General features: G+C 65.9%; 19 protein-coding genes. 17 read left to right on the forward strand and 2 right to left on the reverse strand.

Annotation, left to right across the window (positions count from 1 at the left end; genetic code table 11):
- Nucleotides 1-222: 222 nt before the first annotated feature.
- The 13 genes from N826_RS16155 to N826_RS16215 all read left to right on the forward strand — a co-directional run bounded on the left by N826_RS16155 (nt 223) and on the right by N826_RS16215 (nt 12,122).
- Nucleotides 223-456: a Flp family type IVb pilin gene (locus tag N826_RS16155; protein ID WP_044430530.1), complete on the forward strand. Its 234-nt coding sequence runs from the start codon at nt 223-225 to the stop codon at nt 454-456.
- Between the two features lie 32 nt (nt 457-488).
- Entirely contained in the window at nt 489-1,028 is a 540-nt protein-coding gene (locus N826_RS40095) for a prepilin peptidase (protein ID WP_052831394.1), read from the forward strand.
- Between the two features lie 13 nt (nt 1,029-1,041).
- Nucleotides 1,042-1,917, forward strand: coding sequence for a Flp pilus assembly protein CpaB (cpaB, locus tag N826_RS16165; RefSeq protein ID WP_044430531.1), 876 nt, complete (start codon nt 1,042-1,044; stop codon nt 1,915-1,917).
- A 26-nt stretch (nt 1,918-1,943) separates the two neighbouring features.
- Nucleotides 1,944-3,338, forward strand: coding sequence for a type II and III secretion system protein family protein (locus N826_RS16170; protein WP_052831396.1), 1,395 nt, complete (start codon nt 1,944-1,946; stop codon nt 3,336-3,338).
- 64 nt (nt 3,339-3,402) lie between these two features.
- Nucleotides 3,403-4,050 (forward strand): CpaD family pilus assembly lipoprotein, encoded by a 648-nt coding sequence (locus tag N826_RS40100; protein WP_052831398.1) that lies wholly within the window; start codon nt 3,403-3,405, stop codon nt 4,048-4,050.
- A 4-nt stretch (nt 4,051-4,054) separates the two neighbouring features.
- Entirely contained in the window at nt 4,055-5,269 is a 1,215-nt protein-coding gene (locus N826_RS16180) for a CpaE/TadZ family protein (protein WP_044430533.1), read from the forward strand.
- Entirely contained in the window at nt 5,266-6,654 is a 1,389-nt protein-coding gene (locus N826_RS16185; RefSeq protein ID WP_052831399.1) for a TadA family conjugal transfer-associated ATPase, read from the forward strand. Before N826_RS16180 ends, N826_RS16185 begins: the two co-directional genes overlap by 4 nt.
- A 15-nt stretch (nt 6,655-6,669) precedes the next feature.
- Complete coding sequence (locus tag N826_RS16190) at nt 6,670-7,656, forward strand: type II secretion system F family protein (RefSeq protein ID WP_052831400.1); 987 nt, start codon at nt 6,670-6,672, stop codon at nt 7,654-7,656.
- The gene (locus N826_RS45270) at nt 7,653-8,603 is read left to right on the forward strand and encodes a type II secretion system F family protein (protein WP_052831402.1); all 951 of its coding nucleotides are present in this window, start codon (nt 7,653-7,655) and stop codon (nt 8,601-8,603) included. The genes N826_RS16190 and N826_RS45270 overlap by 4 nt, the downstream gene beginning before the upstream one ends.
- 30 nt (nt 8,604-8,633) lie before the next feature.
- Nucleotides 8,634-9,431, forward strand: a complete 798-nt coding sequence (locus N826_RS16200) for a tetratricopeptide repeat protein (protein ID WP_052831404.1) — start codon at nt 8,634-8,636, stop codon at nt 9,429-9,431.
- Between the two features lie 15 nt (nt 9,432-9,446).
- Nucleotides 9,447-10,025, forward strand: coding sequence for a TadE/TadG family type IV pilus assembly protein (locus N826_RS40110; protein ID WP_052831406.1), 579 nt, complete (start codon nt 9,447-9,449; stop codon nt 10,023-10,025).
- A 15-nt stretch (nt 10,026-10,040) separates the two neighbouring features.
- Entirely contained in the window at nt 10,041-10,616 is a 576-nt protein-coding gene (locus N826_RS40115; RefSeq protein ID WP_052831408.1) for a TadE/TadG family type IV pilus assembly protein, read from the forward strand.
- Nucleotides 10,617-10,673: 57 nt separating this feature from the next.
- Complete coding sequence (locus tag N826_RS16215) at nt 10,674-12,122, forward strand: pilus assembly protein TadG-related protein (RefSeq protein WP_044430535.1); 1,449 nt, start codon at nt 10,674-10,676, stop codon at nt 12,120-12,122.
- On the opposite strand, the gene N826_RS16220 is transcribed toward N826_RS16215, so the two are convergent.
- Nucleotides 12,097-12,741, reverse strand: coding sequence for a terminase small subunit (locus N826_RS16220; RefSeq protein ID WP_084720805.1), 645 nt, complete (start codon nt 12,739-12,741; stop codon nt 12,097-12,099). The genes N826_RS16215 and N826_RS16220 overlap by 26 nt on opposite strands.
- Nucleotides 12,742-13,380: 639 nt before the next feature.
- Between N826_RS16220 and N826_RS16225 the strand changes: the two genes are divergently transcribed.
- From N826_RS16225 to N826_RS16240, 4 genes are all read left to right on the forward strand, one after another.
- Entirely contained in the window at nt 13,381-13,608 is a 228-nt protein-coding gene (locus N826_RS16225) for a hypothetical protein (protein WP_147040773.1), read from the forward strand.
- A 400-nt stretch (nt 13,609-14,008) separates the two neighbouring features.
- Entirely contained in the window at nt 14,009-14,971 is a 963-nt protein-coding gene (locus N826_RS16230) for a sugar-binding protein (protein ID WP_044430540.1), read from the forward strand.
- Between the two features lie 99 nt (nt 14,972-15,070).
- A complete protein-coding gene (locus N826_RS16235; protein ID WP_044430541.1) occupies nt 15,071-16,627 on the forward strand; it encodes a sugar ABC transporter ATP-binding protein in 1,557 nt (518 codons plus the stop codon).
- A complete protein-coding gene (locus N826_RS16240) occupies nt 16,620-17,633 on the forward strand; it encodes an ABC transporter permease (protein WP_044430542.1) in 1,014 nt (337 codons plus the stop codon). The genes N826_RS16235 and N826_RS16240 overlap by 8 nt, the downstream gene beginning before the upstream one ends.
- A gap of 52 nt (nt 17,634-17,685) precedes the next feature.
- Here the strand turns inward: N826_RS16240 and N826_RS16245 are convergent, their stop codons facing one another.
- On the reverse strand, nt 17,686-17,901 hold the full coding sequence (locus tag N826_RS16245; RefSeq protein ID WP_147040775.1) for a hypothetical protein: 216 nt from the start codon (nt 17,899-17,901) through the stop codon (nt 17,686-17,688).
- Nucleotides 17,902-18,078 lie beyond the last annotated feature (177 nt).

Genomic DNA, 18,078 nt, shown 5'->3' on the forward strand with positions numbered 1-18,078 from the left:
AAGATCCAATGCCAGCAAATTCGAAACAAAAATCCTAGATTACCAAGTTAATAAAGAGCTTAATATTCATTCAAAAAACTGGTTTATTTTGGCAGTATGAATGTCGAGTAGTTCTCAGGGGCCTAACAGATTACGCTGTGACCGCCATTTGATCTCCGATAACTGTCGTTTAGTACCCTTCTGCTTCTGATCCCACCTATTTATCCTCATGGAGTGATTGTCATGGAAAGCATCAAGTTCGCCGCCGAATACGTTTCCAACCTGCCGGTCGTCGCCAAGATCGCCCCGGCCCTGTCGAACCGCCGCGGCGTCACCGCCCTGGAATACGGCCTGATCGCTTCCCTGATCGCCGTCATCATCATCGCTTCCTTCGGCACGCTGGGCGAGGCGATGGGAACACTGTTCGAAGGTATCGCGACTAAGTTGACTAACCCCGCTCCCGCTTCCGGCAGCTAAGGATCGCTTGGATCGCCGCTGGGAGAATCGCTGTGCCTTTCATCGACCTGATCCTCTTGGCGGCCTGCCTCGTATACATCCTGGCTGCGACATTCGATCTGGCAACCAGGATCATACCGGACACCTGTTCTCTAGTACTTCTTCTCCTTGGTCTCCTTCGCCTCTTACTGATCGATGGCAGCGCGTCGGCATTCGCCGATGCCGCAACCGCCGCCGGGACCTTCATCGTCCTCGTCATGCTCTGCATGGCCGGACTTCTCGGCGGCGGCGACGCCAAATTGATAGCCGCCAGCACGTTCTTCCTCGGGTTCGAACGGCTGGCGGATTTTTTCAGCACCACAGCTCTTTCGGGGGGAATTCTGGCCCTCCTCTATTTGATCGGTCACGCCGTATTGTCCGGCCGCACCATGCGTCTCCCGCCGCTCTCCGGCGCCGCCTCGCGCCATTCCTGGAGACGCCGCCTCAAGGTGGCACTGGCGGCGGAACACCGGCGCGTCGCCCGAAAGCAATCGATCCCTTACGGCGTTGCAATCGCCGCCGGCGCACTGATCTCGCTCGGCGGCCTCCATTGATAAGGGTGCCGTCATGTTTCTTCGTATTCTGCTTATCGGCCTGGTAAGCCTGTCGCTCGGCATCATCGGCATCGTCGTCGTACGCTCCCTGCCGACTGAAACCGTCGGGACGGCCGAAGCCGCTCCGGCGCCGGTTCTGGGCGCCGCGATCATGGTCGCCGCCAAGACCGTTTCCGCCGGCACCCTGATCCGCGCCGACGACGTGCGCTGGCAGGACTGGACGGCCGGCAGCGTGCCGGCAGGCTATTTCAACCGCACCTACGTTTCCGCCGATGCCGTCATCGGCTCGGTCGCCCGGCGCAATTTCGCTCCGGACGAGCCTCTGATCCAGGGCCAGATCGTCAGTCCGGGCGACCGGGGTTTCCTCGCCGCCGTCCTGACCCCCGGCAACCGCGCCGTCTCCGTCGCGGTCGATGCGGTCAGCGCCGCCAGCGGCCTGATCTGGCCCGGTGACCGGGTAGACCTGATCCTGACCCAGACCTTCGAGCACGACGATACCAAACCCAGCCAGAAGGCGGTCGGCGAGACCGTACTGACCGATCTGCGGGTGCTGGCGATGGACCAGCATCTCAAGGAAGCGGTCAGCGGCCAGTCCGATCCCGCCGAACTCCGCGTGCCGCGCACCGTGACGCTGGAAGCGACGGCCCGGCAGGCCGAGATGATCGCGGTTGCTTCCGGTTTGGGCCGGCTGGCCCTGGCGCTGCGCAGCATCGCCACCGAAGCCGACGACGCCGAACCCGCCGGCAAGGTCGTCTCCACCTGGGCCGCGGATGTTTCCCCGGCCCTGGCGCTCCAGAAACCAGCCCCCCGCCCCGTCGCGGCACCGGCAGCATCATCCGCTCCCGCCGGCGTGCAGATCCTCCGCGGCTCGTCCCGCTCCGGCCAATGACACCAGCGCTCAAGGAAACACAGGTCATGTTCAAGACCCTCGCCCGCCGAATGGGCCGTGCGATCCTCGTAAGCCTCGCGCTCGTCGTCATGGCCGGCGCCGCCAGCGCCGATACGGAGGTCACGCTCGAAGTCAACGCCGGCAAGACCGTCACCCTGGCCCGCCCTGCCACAACCGTCTTCGTCGCCAACCCCGAGATCGCCGACGTCCAGGCCCCGACCAACGGCGCGTCCTTCTTTGTCTTCGGCAAGGCGCCGGGACGGACCTCCGTCTTCGCGCTCGGCGCCGACGGCAAGCCGATGGTGTCGTACTCGGTCGAGGTGACCCACTCCCTGGCCGACCTGAAGCGCCGGCTGACCACACAGCTCCCCGACGTCCAGGCCGACCTGGACTCCACCCCCGGTGGCATCGTCCTGGCCGGGTCGGCGCCCAACCCGGCATCCGCCGCGGCCGCGGCCGATCTGGTCCGCCACTACCTCGGCAAGGACCAGCAGCTCGTCAACCGGATGCGGGTAACCGCCGGAACGCAGGTCAACCTGCGTGTGCGGATCGCCGAAGTCTCCCGCACCGTCACCAAGGAACTGGGCTTCAACTGGGAAAGCCTGTTCAACGTCGGCGCCTTCACCTTCGGCATCGCCACCGGCCGCGACGCCCTGACGGCGGGCGGCACGATCCTCCGCTCGGTCACCGGCGCCGCCAGCCTGCCGATCGGCTACAAGTCCAGCAACGGCCGTGTCGACGTCAACACCGTGATCGACGCCCTGGCAGAAGACGGCCTGATCTCCATCCTGGCCGAGCCGAACCTGACGGCGCTGTCCGGCGAGACCGCCAGCTTCCTGGCCGGCGGCGAGTTCCCGATCCCGGTCAACCAGCGCGACGGCCAGATCACGATCGAGTTCAAGCAGTTCGGCGTCAGCCTGGATTTCACCCCCAGCGTGCTGTCCGGCGAACGCATCAGCATGAAGGTCCGCCCGGAAGTCAGCGAACTGACCGACGAGGGCGCCGTCGTGATCGAAGGGCTGAAGATCCCGGCGCTCAGCGTCCGCCGGGCCGAAACGACGGTCGAACTGGGCAGCGGCCAGAGCTTCGCCGTCGCCGGCCTGCTCCAGAACAACAGCCGCACGGTCGTCCAGAAGGTGCCCGGCATCAGCGACGTCCCGGTTCTCGGCAGCCTGTTCAACTCCACCCAGTTCCAGCGGAACGAGACCGAACTGGTGATCGTCGTGACCCCCTACCTGGTCGCCCCGGTGTCCCAGCCTGGAGCGCTCCAGGTCCCCAACGACGGCTACATCCCGGCCTCCGACCTGGAACGGATCTTCGTCGGCCGGCTGAACAAGCCCGGCAAGTCCGATGCCAGCGGGCTTCTGTTCGGTCCCGGCGGCGTCCGGCTGCGCGGCGACGTCGGCTTCATTCTCGATTAATGGCTCGATCAATGCCTCGATCAGGGCGGCTCCGGCGGTCCGGCGCGTTACAGGAGATTTTCCCATGAATTCCCTTCCCCGACTGATTTCCGCGATTGCCGGCTTGCTCATCACCACGGCCTGCACCACTCCCGAACTGCCGATCGAACAGGCCCGCATCGACAATATCGGCGTCGTCGACGCGATCGACGGGACCTTCACCGTGGCGATGGACGGCCAGGGCCGGATTTCCCCGGTGGAGCGTTCCGCGGCCCTGAAGACCCTGTCCGACTTCGGCGCCGTCCGGACCGTCCGGGCACGGGTCGAGAGCGGCACCACGGCCCAGGCCCGCGCGGCACTGGTCGAGCTGTTCGCCGATGCCGGCGTTCCTCCCGGCCATCTCAGCTTCGGCGGCGACGCAGCCACCGCTCCGGGGCAGGTCCGGATCGCCCTCCAGCGCTTCGAGGTGACGCCGCCGACCTGCGCCGGCTGGCCCGACATCCAGAAGAACTACGTGGAGAACGGACCGGTCCTGCCGATGGGCTGCGTCACCAACCGTAACCTCCAGTTGATGGTCGAGGACCCACGCGACTTGATCGTCGGAAGGTCGCTGGGCGATGCCGACACGGAGCGCGAGGTCGCCGCCGTCAACCGCTACCGGGCCGACAAGGTCAAGCCCTTCCTGTCGAACACCGCGACCGGCGGTTCCGGCGCCAGCCTGAGCAGGCAGTAATCCCATGAGCGCACTCCCCAAACCCCTCCTCCAGGCCGTTACCCCGACCTCCAGCGACCGCTCCGGCAAGGTGCTGGCCTATGTCGCCGACGCCGCCACCGAGACGGCCCTGCGGCAGGTCGCAGCACCGATGCTGCTGACCGATTTCGAGATCCGGCGCGGCGATGTCCGGACCGCCGCCCGCGATCTGGCCCGGCAGCGCTCGCCCGACCTGCTGATCGTCGACCTGAGCGGCAACGACCTGCCGATCGGCGCCATGGAAAGCCTGTCCCAGGTCTGCGAACCGAGCGTCACCGTGGTCGCCATCGGCGACCGCAACGACGTGGCGCTCTACCGCAACCTGCGGGCACTGGGTGTCGCCGAGTACCTGTTCAAGCCGCTGCCCACCGATCAGGTCGAAGCGATGTTCGGCCGTGCCATGGGCGCCGCCGCATCGGGTCAGGCGACCGGCCGCCAGGGCAAGCTGATCGCCGTCACCGGCGCCCGGGGCGGCGTCGGGACCACGACGGTCGCCGTCAACCTGTCTTCGTATCTGGCCGATGTCGGCCGGCGCCGGATAGCGCTGGTCGATCTCGACCTCCACACCGGCACGGTGGCCTTGCACCTCAACCTCAAGCCGGGCCGGGGACTGCGGGAAGCGATCGAATCGCCTGACCGGGTGGACGGGCTGTTCCTGGAGCGGGCGATGCAGCCGGCCTCCGACCGGCTCGACGTGCTGGCGGCGGAAGAGCCGATCGTCCCGGCGATCCATCAGGACTCCAAGGCCGTCATGGACCTGCTGGAACTGCTGCGGAGCCAGTACCACTACGTCATCCTCGACGTGCCGCATGGCTTGGTCGGCGCATCGCGCGAAGTGCTCGACCAGGCGGCGCTGCGGATCGTCGTGGCCGACGGCAGTCTTGCCGGAGCGCGCGACGCCCTGCGGCTGCGGAGTACGTTCGAAGCAGCGGGAGTGTCCCGCCCGACGCTGGTCCTGCACAACCGCTCCGGCGCTCCCGGCGCCCTGAAGCCGGCGGAGTTCGACCGCGCGCTGGGTGCTGCCGCCGACTGCGTGATGGAGAACCGGCCCAAGCCGCTGATCGAGGCCGCCACGCTGGGCGAGCCGGCGATCCGCCGCTGCACCCCGTTCAAGAACGAGATCGCCAAGCTGGCGCAGGCGGTTTCCGGCCAGTCCGCTTCCGGCGCGCCCGGCCTGTTCGCCCGGATGTTCAAACGATGAGCGGCCTGTTCGGACGCAAGTCGGGCGCTGCCCTGACCGAGGCGGCGCCGGCCCCTCAGCTCCAGCCGCAGCCTCAACCGGCGCTGGTGGAAGCCGCTGTTACGCACGATCAGTCGTCGCCGCGCGCCCGCTCGCTCGACGGCATCCGGACCGAAGCGATGAGCCGGATCGATCCGGCCGCCGTCGCCCGGCTGGAGCCGGCGGCGCTCCGGCCGCTGCTGGAGAACCTGATCGACGAAATCGCGACCGAGAACCGCTTCCAGCTCAACAGCCGCGAGCAGAGCCAGCTCGCCAACGAACTGGTCCACGACATGCTGGGCTTCGGCCCGCTGGAGCCGCTGCTGGAGGACGACCGGATCACCGACATCATGGTGAACGGCCCGCACCGGGTCTTCGTCGAGCAGCAGGGCAAGCTGGTGCTGTCCGGAGTCCGGTTCCGCGATCAGGCGCATGTGCTGAACATCGCCCAGCGGATCGCCGGCGGCATCGGCCGGCGCATCGACGAATCGAGCCCGATGGTCGATGCCCGCCTGCCCGACGGCAGCCGCGTCAACATCGTCGTGCCGCCGCTGGCGCTCGACGGCACCTGCATCTCCATCCGCAAGTTCGCACGGCGGCGGATCGACCTCGCCTCCCTCGTCAGCTACCGTAGCCTGTCGGAGCCGATGGCGCGGGCGCTGGAGATCTTCTCGCGCGCCCGGCTCAACGTGATCATCTCCGGCGGCACCGGGTCGGGCAAGACGACCCTGCTCAACGCCATGTCGCGGATGATCGACATCGGCGAGCGCGTCGTGACGATCGAGGACGCGGCGGAGCTTCAGCTTCAGCAGCCCCACGTGGTCCGGCTGGAAACCCGGCCGGCCAACCTGGAAGGCCAGGGCCAGATCACCCAGCGCGACCTGGTGCGGAACGCGCTCCGGATGCGACCGGACCGGATCATCATCGGCGAGGTGCGCGGGTCCGAAGCCTTCGACATGCTCCAGGCGATGAACACCGGCCACGACGGATCGATGTCCACCGTCCACGCCAACAACACCCGCGACGCGCTGGCCCGCATCGAGAACATGGTGATGATGGGCAGCGTCAGCCTGCCGCCGCGCGCGGTGCGCCACCAGATCGCCAGCGCCGTCCACATCATCGTCCAGGTCCAGCGCATGCGCGACGGCGTCCGGCGGATCACCCAGATCTCGGAACTGGCCGGGCTGGAGGGCGACGTGATGGTCACGCAGGACCTGTTCACCTTCGAGTTCCAGGGCGAGCACCGCGATGGCACGATCCGGGGCACCTACCGCTCCGCCGGGGTGCGGCCGTCCTTCATGGACCGGCTTGAGTATTTCGGGCTCGACGGCGCCTACATGGCGGCGGTCGAGCAGGACCGCGGGTAAGGGGAGATCCGGGCGATGGGAGGCATTCCGCTGTTCGACCTGATGCTGCTGGGGCTGGGCGTACTGATCCTGATGACGGTGCCCGCGATCCTGACCTCGCAGGCGCGCCGCCGCCGGCTCGACCGCCGCATCGCCGGATTGTACGACACCGAGAACCGGGGCGTCCCGGCGGTGGCCGCCGACGCCAAGCCGGTGAGCATCACGCTGGGCCAGCCGGACGGCCGCTGGCCCGCTCTCCGGAAGGTGGCGGCCGTCTGCTTCGGCTACCACCGGGACCGGGTGGAGACGACGAAGACGGTCGTGCTGACGGCCATTGGCGCCGGGTTGGCCGGCGCCCTGGCGGCAGGCTGGATCGCCGGGCCGTTCGTCGGCCTGCCGTCGGCGGTCATGATGGCGGCGGCGGCCGGCGGCGCGATGCTGGGCGCGCGCTTCGTCTTCGGCCGGGCGCGGCGCGCCCTGGCGGAGCGGCTGCTCGACCAGTTCCCCGACGCGATCGGCCTGATCGTCCGGGCGGTCCGGGCCGGCGTGCCGGTGACCGAGGGCATCCGGATCGTCAGCGCCGAGATGCCGGCGCCCGCCGGGCCTGAGTTCAAGCGCGTGATCGACGAGCTGTCGGTCGGCGTCGACCTGGAGACCGCCCTGTGGTCGCTGGCGACCCGGACCGGCCTGCCGGAATACCGCTTCTTCGTGGTGACCATAGTGCTCCAGCGCGAGACCGGCGGCAATCTGACGGAGACGCTGGACAACTTGGCCGACGTGATCCGCAAGCGCCGGGCCGTGCGCCAGCGCGCCCACGCCCTGTCGGCGGAGGCCCGGACGTCGACCTATGTCCTCGCGGCCCTGCCCTTCATCACGGGCGGCGGGCTGTATGTGATCAATCCCGATTATCTCGCCCGCCTTTTCACGACCAGCGACGGCAAGCTGATGCTCGCCGCCGCCGCCGTGAGCCTCGCCTGCGGCCTTGGCTCCATGTCGATGCTGATCCGGAAAGCCCTGTCATGAACACCGCCCTCGCCACCCTTGCCCCGCTGGACATCGCCTTGCTGTGCGCCGCCGTCGTGATGCTGGTGACGGTCGCCGCCGTGGTCCAGCTCGGCTTGTCCCGCCGCCGGCTCAACGGCAGGCTGGACCATGTCCGGCAGACCGCCCTGGTGTCGCAGGGAGGGGCCGCAATCGTGGAAGCGCCCGGCCTGCTGGAGCGCTTCGGCGGCTTTCTCGCCAAGGGACCGCTGATCGGTCAGGCGGAGATGGCGCTGATCAAGGGCCAACTGGCGACCGCCGGTTTCAACAGGCCGGGCGGACCGGCATACTATGTCGGCCTGAAGGCCGTGCTGGCGCTGACCGCCGTCCTGGCCGACTGGATCTGGCTGGAAGCCAAGACAGTCCCCGCGCCGCTGCTGATGACGGTCGGCACCTTGCTGGCCGCTACCCTGGCTGGCTGGCGGCTGCCCGACATGGTGCTGTCCAGGCTGGCCAAGCGCCGGCGCGACGCGATCGAGCGCGGCCTGCCCGACGCGCTGGACCTGCTGGTGATCTGCGGCGAGGCCGGCCTGGGCCTGGACATCGCCTTCGAGCGGGTCGCCCGCGAGATGAAGCACGCCCATCCGGAGCTTGGCAGCGAACTGGCGATCACCGCCGCCGAGATGCGGGTGCTGCCCGACCGCTTCGTGGCGCTCGCCAACATGGCCGACCGGCTGAAGCTGGAAACGCTGCGCAGCCTCGTCGCGACGCTCAGCCAGACCATGCGCTACGGCACGCCGCTGGGACAGGCGCTGCGGGTGCTCGCCAACGAGATGCGCCGCGAGCGGCTGACCAAGTTCGAGGCGAAGGCCGCCCGCCTGCCCGTGCTGATCACCCTGCCGATGATCTGCTTCATCCTGCCCTGCGTCTTCATCGTCGTGGCCGGCCCCGCCGCCCTCGACCTCATCAATACCCTCGGTTCTCGTTAATTCATTCTTTTGTTTGAAGGATTTGCCGCCATGCCGAATTTCGCCTCCGCCTCCCGCCTGCTGCTGATCGCCGGCTGCCTGATGATGTCCGCCTGCGTCGGAACCGGCACGGGCACCGGCCCGTCCGTGTCTAACGCGCCGCCCGCCAGCATCCTGGACGAGAAGGGCCGCATCCAGATGCGGCTTGCCGAGAGTGCGCGCGAAGCCGGCAACTTCCCCTATGCCGCCAAGCTGTACCGCACGCTGGCGGCGGGCCAGCCGGGCAATGCGCCGCTGCACGTGGCGCTGGGCGACACCCTGACGGGCGCCGGCGACTTCGAGGCGGCGGCGGAAGCCTACCGCGACGCCATCGCGATCGACCGCTTCAACGCGGACGCCCGGCTGGGCCTGGGACGGGTCGCGATGCAGCTCCGCCAGCCGGACCTGGCGGTCGTCCAGTTCGGCGCCGTGGTCGACCAGTCGCCCAACGACGCGCGCGGCCATGTCGGGCTGGGCGTGGCGCTCGACACGCTGGGCCGCCACGCCGAGGCGCAGAAGGAATACCGGGCCGCCTTGGCGGTCAACCCAAACAACAAGACGGCGATCAACAATCTGGGCCTGTCGCTGGCCCTGGCCGGCAACCCGGCGGAAGGCGAAGCGCTGCTGGAGCCGCTGGCCGACGGTCCGTCCAGCACGCCCCGTCTGCGCCAGAACCTGGCACTGGTGCTGGGCCTGAAGGGCGACAGCGGCCGCGCGGCGCAGCTTGCCCGGGCCGACCTGAGCGAGCAGGACGTCCGCGCCAACCTCGCCTTCTACGAGGCGGCCCGGCACGTCCCCGGCGCCAACTGAGCGGCTGCGGAAGGGATGACCGTCATGGACGGCAAGGCGATGAAGAGATGGCTGTCGCGGAAGGGGACGACGGCGCTGGAGTTCGCCCTGGTGGCTCCCCTGGTGATCCTGGTCGCCGTCGCCATCGTCGAGTTCGGCTACATCATGACGGTCCAGAACCTGCTGGAGCTGTCGGCGCGCAAGGCGTCGCGCGGCGGAGTCACGGGCGAGACGCCGACCGGCGGCATGACCCGCGAGGAGATGCTGCGGGCGATCGTGCGCGAGACCGGGTTGGGCCTGATCGACCCGGCCCGCGTGACGATCGGCATCACCGCCTATGACGGCTTCGAGAAGATCGGCCAGCCGGAGCCCTGCATGGACCTGAACGGCAACGGCGTCTGCGACCCGTCCGAGCCGTTCACCGACGTCAACGGCAACGGCCTCTGGGACAAGGACCAGGGCAAGGCCAGCGCCGGCAGCGGCGGACAGGTGGTGATCTATACCCTGAGCTACACCGACGTCCCGCTGACCGGCATGGTCGCGGCGCTGATGGCGGCGTCGCCGATGACTTATTCGGCCCGCGTGGTCGTCCGCAACGAACCCTTCCGGGGCTGAGGGAATGGACCGGTCATGAAGAAGCTTCTTAGTCCCAGGGGAAGGCGCGGCGTCGCGGCGGTGGAGTTCGCCCTGCTGATGCCGGTGCTGATCCTGCTGCTGGTCGGCATGGTGGACATAACCGGCTACGTCTCGACGGTACTGAAGCTGGAGCGCGTCAGTTCCGGCACCGCCGATATCGGCGCGCAGTACGACAAGCTGCGCGACTCGATGACGGTGGTCAAGGGCGACGAGGTCGGCATGCTGTTCCTGGCGGCCGAGCAGCTCGCGAAGCCGCTGGACCTGCCGCAATACGGCGCCGTGATCATCACCTGCATCGGCGACCAGGGGTCCGGCCCGGCGGTGATGTGGCAAAGGCGGTCGGGCCGCATCGATGCCGTCAGCCGGATCGGTTCCGGCGGCGGCCTGACGCTGCCGCCGGGATTCAGCGTCCGCTACGGCGAGAACGTCCTGATCGTCGAAGTCTTCTACACGCTCCACCCCTACCTGTTCAGCGTCGGCTGGCTGAGTCCGACCGACCAGAGCGTCGATATCCGGTCGGTCGCGATATACCGGCCGCGCTGGGGCACCCTGACGACCCTCAGTCAATGATTTCGCTTCATATTTTCCGATCCGACCGACGCTCCAATTTTTCCGGAGAACCGTGAGATGTCCGCCGTTCCGCGCACCTTCAAGTCCTGGCCGATCCTTGAGCTGGCATCTCGCCTGAAACTCCGCCGTACTCTTGGCCGAAGCGGCAACATCGCGACGATGGCGGCCCTGATGTCGGTGCCGCTGATCGGCGCCGCCGGATTGTCGGTCGACGGCGTCCGGGCCTACATGCTTCACAACAGGATGGTGAGCGCGCTCGACGCCGCAGCGCTGGCGGGCGGGCGCGTGCTTTCCACCGCCAATGTCGAAGCGGATGTCCGGATGTATTTCAACGCCAACATCCCCGCCGACTATCTCGGCGCCACGGTCGGCAGCCCGAAGGTGACGGTCGGCGCCAATGACGAGACGCTGACGCTGAGCGCCAGCGCCACCCTGCCGACGACCTTCGCCCGCGTGCTCGGCTTCGACACGATCCCGGTATCGGTGACCAACCGGATCCGCCGCACCGTGCGCGGCATGGAACTGGCCCTGGTGCTGGACGTCACCGGGTCGATGTGGGGAAGCAACAAGATCGGGCAGCTCCGGAGTTCGGCCACCGATCTGGTCAACATCCTGTTCGGCCCCAACGAGCAGTCGCAGACGCTGTGGATCTCGCTGGTACCCTATACCGCCACCGTCAATCTGGGGCCGACGCGGCGAAACTGGCTGACCGCTTCGTCGCCCGATGCATCCGCCTATGCGCCCGACACCTGGCGCGGCTGCGTCGAAGCGCGCCCGAACAACGACGCCAGCGACCTGCCGCCCTCCTCCGCTCCGTTCACCGCCTTCCTCTACAAGTCCACGCTGGGCCTGTATCCCGGCGGCGGCGACAACGACTGGCCGGCCATCACAGACAGCACGAACTACGTCGATACCAACGACCGCGCCGGCCCCAACTTGGGCTGCGGTCCGCCGCTGACGTCGCTGACCAACAAACGGGCCGACATCCTGAGCAAGATCGCCACGCTGAAGGGCGTCAACCGGGGCGGCACCATGGCGAACCTGGGCCTTCAGGCCGGCTGGTTCACCCTGTCGCCGCAATGGCGCGGGCTGTGGGGCGATCCGACCCCGGCGGGCATGCCGCTGGACTATGGCACGGCCGATACCGACAAGGCCGTCGTGCTGCTGACGGACGGCAGCAATGAATGGTACGACCACGCCAAGCAGCCTTCCTACGACTACACCGCCTATGGACGGCTGTCCGAAGGCCGGCTCGGCACGACCACCGGCGGTCAGGCGACATCGCGGATCAACAGCCGGATGACCGATCTGTGCACCGCCATGAAGGCGAAGAAGATTACGATCTACACGATCACGCTGATGGTCACCAGCAACACGACCAAGGATCTGTACCGGTCCTGCGCTTCCCAGCCGAGCTACTATTTCAACTCCCCCAGCGCCACCGAACTGCGCGGCATCTTCCAGCAGATCGGCTCCCAGCTCAGCAACCTGCGGATCGAGCAGTAGGGCTGGGAGCGGCGGAAGCGGCGATGGCGGCAATGACGGCGGAGGCGGGAACGGAGAACCGGGACGCCGGCGCTGGGCGTTTCGGCAACGACCGCGAAAGGTCACTATTGGTCACTATCCGGAGGTCCGTGACCTGACCGGCGGGAGTCGTTGCGGGGAGAGCCATGGCGGCGGGCGGCGGTTCGAGCGCGTCGAGTTCTTCCAGCGGATCGCCGTCGAGATCTTCCAGATCGGCATCGGGATGGGTCCGGTCGAGATGGTAGTGATGGGCGATCCGCTTGTCCTGGATGACGCCGCGCAGCTTCAGGCGGAACTCGATGGCGCGGAGCGCCAGCCCGCCACGATTGTTTTCCTGTGCGCCGGCGATGATCGCCTCCACCTGCTCCGCCGCTTCATCGAGCAGGGCTTGATGCTCGGCCCGCCGGGCTGCCCGCAGCCGGTCGATCCGGGTCCGGATTTCCGGCTGCCGCATCAGGAACGCACCCCGCTGCTTGGCACCCTGCGCCGAAAATCCTGCACGCCGGGCGGCTTCCGCCCCACCGACGCCGCAAGCCATGGCGTCGCAGAAGGCTTCCTGCCGTGGGGTGAGGCGGATGCTGGGGCTTGGCGATGCGGTCATGGCGGAGACTTTCTTGAGTAGGAAGATAAAAAGAATATAATCCTTTTTTCTGTTAGAACGCAAGACGAAAGCGGTGCTGTTGCGGGCGGTGGATCTGACGAATGGGGTTAAGCGGTATCGAAGCTTTGCCGGGCGGGAACGTTAGATGTCGGGCTGAAGAGGCCCGACCTACGTGAGCCTGCTCGTGTATAATGGCCGGATCATCGGTCAAGAGGATCGTGTGCTGCCGTAGGTCGGGCCTCTTCAGCCCGACATCTCTGCCGAAGCTCACCAGTCAATCTTCAATGCCGTTGATATTAATGATGGTTCGTAGAGTGCTGGGAAGACGGGAAGCTGGAGTAGTCACAATCGTTTTCGTGAAGGGCCAGATGCTCTTCGTGAAAACCGTGGAATGGATGGATTTGGGCCGATGACCGAAGGTTATCACTAGATCAAAAGCGAGCTCGATTATGTTTACTTGATGAACGGGTATACTATACATGATACCGCCTATGGCCGTGGAGTATCCATTCAACACGCTGAGCAACTACACGAAGCCAATGCCAAGGAGATTGTCAGGCGGCCAACTCGTATGTGCGGCCAGGAAGTGCGTTTTCTGCGGGGCGCATGCGCTTGTCCCAGGAGGGACTGGCGCGAATCATGCGAACGAGCCGCCCCGCTATCGCACGTTATGAAGGCAACCCACAGAAGGAAATTCCCGGTTCTGCCGACGTTGCACTTCGCCTGTTCTATGCTGCCAGAATGACAAGCGATCCGATCGCAAGGGAGGTCGCCGACCTTCTTACCGAAATCGATGAGCTTGAGCACGACTCTAGAGCGGTCACGTTCAAGGAAACGGAATTCGGGTGGTTGAAGACCGCCGCATAGCGCCTGCGCTTTTTTCAGAGCTTGCCTGAACAAGCATCATGGATTTTTTGTTGTGGGTGGCTTCTTGCCGTGGCGGACCGACCAACAGGTGGACGTTGACCGGCGGCCCAGCCGAAGCACCGGCCGGTCCCGGAAGCCGCCGCCGTTATTCCGGCGCGAACGCCGTGCTTCATAATAAATAACAAGATTCGCACGGCCATCGCGGCCGCACTGGTAGTAATAATTTTGCTACGTCAAGAGGCTAATTACTGCTTGACTTGGGATCGGTTTGCATTCTGAAATTGACTGCCGAGACCGGCCTGGGTCCCGGACCGATGCCCTGTGCATTCGTCCGGCGTTTCCAGGGAGGTCGGGGCAAGGGGAGCCTAAGAAAATAACAATCGATAATAGAGGAAACGCTATGATCAGACGTAGAAGTGCCCTGATCGGCATGGCTGCCGCCGTCGCGGCTGGCGCCTTCGCAACCCAGGCATCGTTCGCCCAGGAGAAGAAGACCCTGGCCTTCGTGGTCAACGTCCCGGCGGATTTCTGGCAGATCGCCCGGCGCGGCACGGAAAAGGCCCAGAAGGAGCTGCCGAACTACAACATCGAGTTCTACATCCCGGGCGAGATGTCGGCCGCAGCGCAGAAGCGCATCCTGGAAGATTTGCTCGCAAAGGGCGTCGCGGGGGTTTCGATCAGCCCGGTCAATCCCGACAACTCGACTGAAATCCTGAATCAGGTCGCCGCCAAGGCCGCCCTGTTCACCCAGGACGCCGATGCGCCGAAATCGAATCGGGCGCTCTATATCGGGACGGACAACGTCGCGGCCGGCCGTCAGGCGGGCGAGCAGATGATGAAGTCGCTGCCCAATGGCGGCAAGGCGATGGTGTTCGTCGGCACCCTCGATGCCGCCAATGCGCGCGAGCGCCTGCAAGGCATCAAGGAAGCGATCGCCGGGTCGAAGATCGAGATCCTCGACGTCCGGACGGACGGCGGCGACCAGACCAAGGCCAAGGCGAACGTCGAGGACACCCTGACCAAGTACCCGAATATCGACCTTCTGGTCGGGCTGTGGGCCTACAACACTCCCCAGATCTACAACGCCGTCAAGGCCGCCGGCAAGGAAGGCAAGGTCAAGATCGTCGGCTTCGACGAGGACCAGCAGACGCTCAAGGGTATTTCCGAGGACGTGATCGACGCGACCGTGGTGCAGCAGCCCTACGAGTTCGGCTACCAGTCCATGATCTACCTGGCCAAGTACATCGAGGGCGACAAGTCCTTCATCCCGGAGAACAAGCAGCGGATCATTCCGACCCAGGTCATCGACAAAACGAACGTCAAGGACTTCGCGGCCAAGGTCAGGGAGTTGCTGAAGAAGTAACGCCCCTACCGGTCCGGCACCCTGGCGCCGGACCTGCCTGTCCTTGGAATACGAGCGTCGCAGGGAGCAGTGCTCCTTGCGCGCAAACGAGGTTCGCGTATGTCGGATACACTCTTGGAGCTACGCTCGATCACGAAGTCCTATCCGGGTGTCCAGGCTCTGCGTGGTGTCGATCTATCGGTCGGGAAAGGTGAGGTCGTCGGCCTGATCGGCGAGAACGGCGCCGGCAAGTCGACGCTGATGAAGATCCTGGGGGGCGTCGTCAAACCCTCGTCGGGCTCGATCGTGATCGACGGCGAGTCAAGAACGGCGCTGAGCGTCAAGGATGCCGCCCATGCCGGCATCGCCTTCGTCCACCAGGAACTGCACCTGTTCGAAAACCTCGACGTCGCCGCCAACATCTATATCGGGAGGGAGCCTCGGCGGGGCGGATTCCTCAACCTGATCGACAATGCGGCCCTGCACCAGCGCGTCAAACCCCTGCTGCGGCGGCTCGGCGTCGATTTCGCGCCGGACGATCCGGTCGATGCGCTGTCCATCGCACAGCGCCAGATGGTCGAGATCGCCAAGGCTCTGTCCATGGATGCCCGCATCATCATCATGGACGAGCCGACCTCCAGCCTGACCCTGACGGAAACCGACAAGCTGCTGAGCGTCATCGCCGACCTCAAGGCGGCCGGTGTCAGCATCATCTATATCTCGCATCGGCTGAGCGAGGTGAAGCACTGCGCCGACCGGGTCGTGGTGCTGCGGGACGGACGTCAGGTCGGCGAGCTGCCCAAGGGCCAGATCACCAGCGGCGCCATGGTCCGGCTGATGATCGGCCGGGACCTGAAGTCCCTTTACATCCCTCCCAAGGTCGGCATCCGGCGCGGCGGGCTGGAGCTTCGGAACTTCGTCACATCGGCCTTTCCGGAGCGGGATGTTTCGCTGATGGTGCATCGCGGCGAGATCCTGGGGCTGGCCGGTCTGGTCGGCGCCGGGCGCACGTCGCTGGCGCAAACGATCTTCGGCGTCCATACGGCCAAGGGCGGCCAGATCCTGCTGGATGGCGAGCCGGTCACGATCAGGACGCCGGCGGACGCCATCGCCCACGGCATCTATCTGGCGCCGGAGGACAGGAAGAAGTCGGGCCTGCTGCTCGACATGTCGATCGCCGAGAACATCTCGCTGCCCGACCTCAAGCGCTTCGCCAAGGCGATGCTGGTCGATACCTCGCGCGAAGTCAGCGTGGCGACGGAGCAGTGCCGCTCACTCTCGATCAAGGCTCCGTCGATCGACACCGATGCGGTGACCCTGTCGGGAGGCAACCAGCAGAAGGTCGTCTTGGCGAAATGGATCTCCATGGCGCCGCAGCTGATCATCTTCGACGAGCCGACGCGGGGCATCGACGTCGGGGCCAAGGGCGAGATCTATGCCCTGATGCGCGGTCTGGCCGATGCCGGCGTCGCGATCCTGATGATCTCCAGCGACATGGAGGAAGTCATCGGCGTGAGCGACCGCATCGCGGTCATGCACGAAGGCGGCATCAGCGGGATACTCGACAGGTCGCAGTTCTCGGAGCACAACGTGCTGACGCTGGCCGTGGGCAACCTGGGTAAAGAAGATCTCGGAAAAGAAGATCTGGGGAAAGAGGAAGTGGTCACCCATGCTTAAGAAAGAACTCGGCCTGTTTCTTCTGATCGTGGTGATCGGCTCCATCACGGCGGCGATCAACCCGCAATTCGCGTCCCAGGTCAACCTGATGAACCTTGCCAATCAGATCGGCCTGTTCGGCCTGATCTCGATCGGCGTCGGCCTCGTGATCATCACCGGCGGCGTGGAACTGTCGGTCGGATCGATGTTCGCGCTGCTCGGCATCTTCTTCCTGGACATGCTGGTAAACTATGAAATCCCCTGGCCGATCTCCCTGCTGATAACGATCGCCGCCGGGGCGGTCCTCGGCTCCATCCACGGGTTGCTGGTGACCCGCCTCAAGATGCAGCCCTTCGTGGTGACCCTGTGCGGGCTTCTGCTGTACCGGGGCATCGCGCGCTGGTACACGGCGGACTCGACCCAAGGCTTCGGCTATGGCGGCGGCTACGAAACGCTGGAATGGCTGATGTCCGGCCGGACCTACAACATCCCGCACACCTTCATCTTCCTGGTGATCGTCGCCATCGTCATGAGCGTGGTGCTGCATAAGTCGGTCTATGGCCGCTACCTGTTCGCCGTCGGCAAGAACGAGGAGGCCGCCCGGTTCTCCGGCATTCCCACGACCACGGTGATCACCATGGCGTATGTCATCGCGGGGACGCTGGCCGGCATCTCGTCCGTCTTCTTCGTCTTCTATACGCAGTCGGTCTCCCCCTCCGCACATGGCAACTTCTACGAACTCTATGCCATCGCGGCGGCCGTGCTGGGCGGATGCTCGCTGCGCGGCGGCGAGGGATCGATCGTCGGCATCGTGCTCGGCACCGTCCTGCTCCAGGTATTGCAGAACCTTGTGAACATCCTGGGCATCCCGAGTTCGCTGAACTTCGCCGTCATGGGGGCCGTGATCCTGCTCGGCGTCCTCGCCGACCAGCAGCTCCAGCGCCGCCGCCAGAGGCGGCTTGCGATGGCGAGCGCCGAGGCGCGCGAGCTGACGGCCAAGGAAGGAACGGCGGGGGCCGCGGTCTGAGAAGATATGCCGGGCTGTGCCAGCCCGACGGGACGGCGGGACGCCGGAGGCTTTACTGGCCGCCGGCGTCCGTTGCGGCTACCTGGAGGGCGCGCAGGCGCGCGTACTCCTCGGCGAAGAAAGCGCCGCTGTTGGCAAGGGTCTGGATCTCGTCGCCCAGCTCGGCATAGCCGGCGGCACGCATGCGTTCGGCGACGGCATTCAGTTCCTTCACCGCGAAGCCGAGTTGATTGGCGATAGCCTCGCTTTCATCCTTCTTCTTTGCCATGGGGCCTTCCTTAGTCAGATCGGTTCCGAAATGCGGACGGAGCGTTTCGGGCGGCAAGTTACCACTTCAGGCTTACATCGGAAAGGGGGTGTACGGTCGTATCTCCCTTGGAGACGCCGATGACAACGGCGTTTACGGGGCCGTGGGGTGGCTACTGTGGTATTGCAGTGCTGGAGG

The sequence above is a fragment of the Skermanella aerolata KACC 11604 genome (assembly GCF_000936425.1).
Classification (GTDB): domain Bacteria; phylum Pseudomonadota; class Alphaproteobacteria; order Azospirillales; family Azospirillaceae; genus Skermanella; species Skermanella aerolata.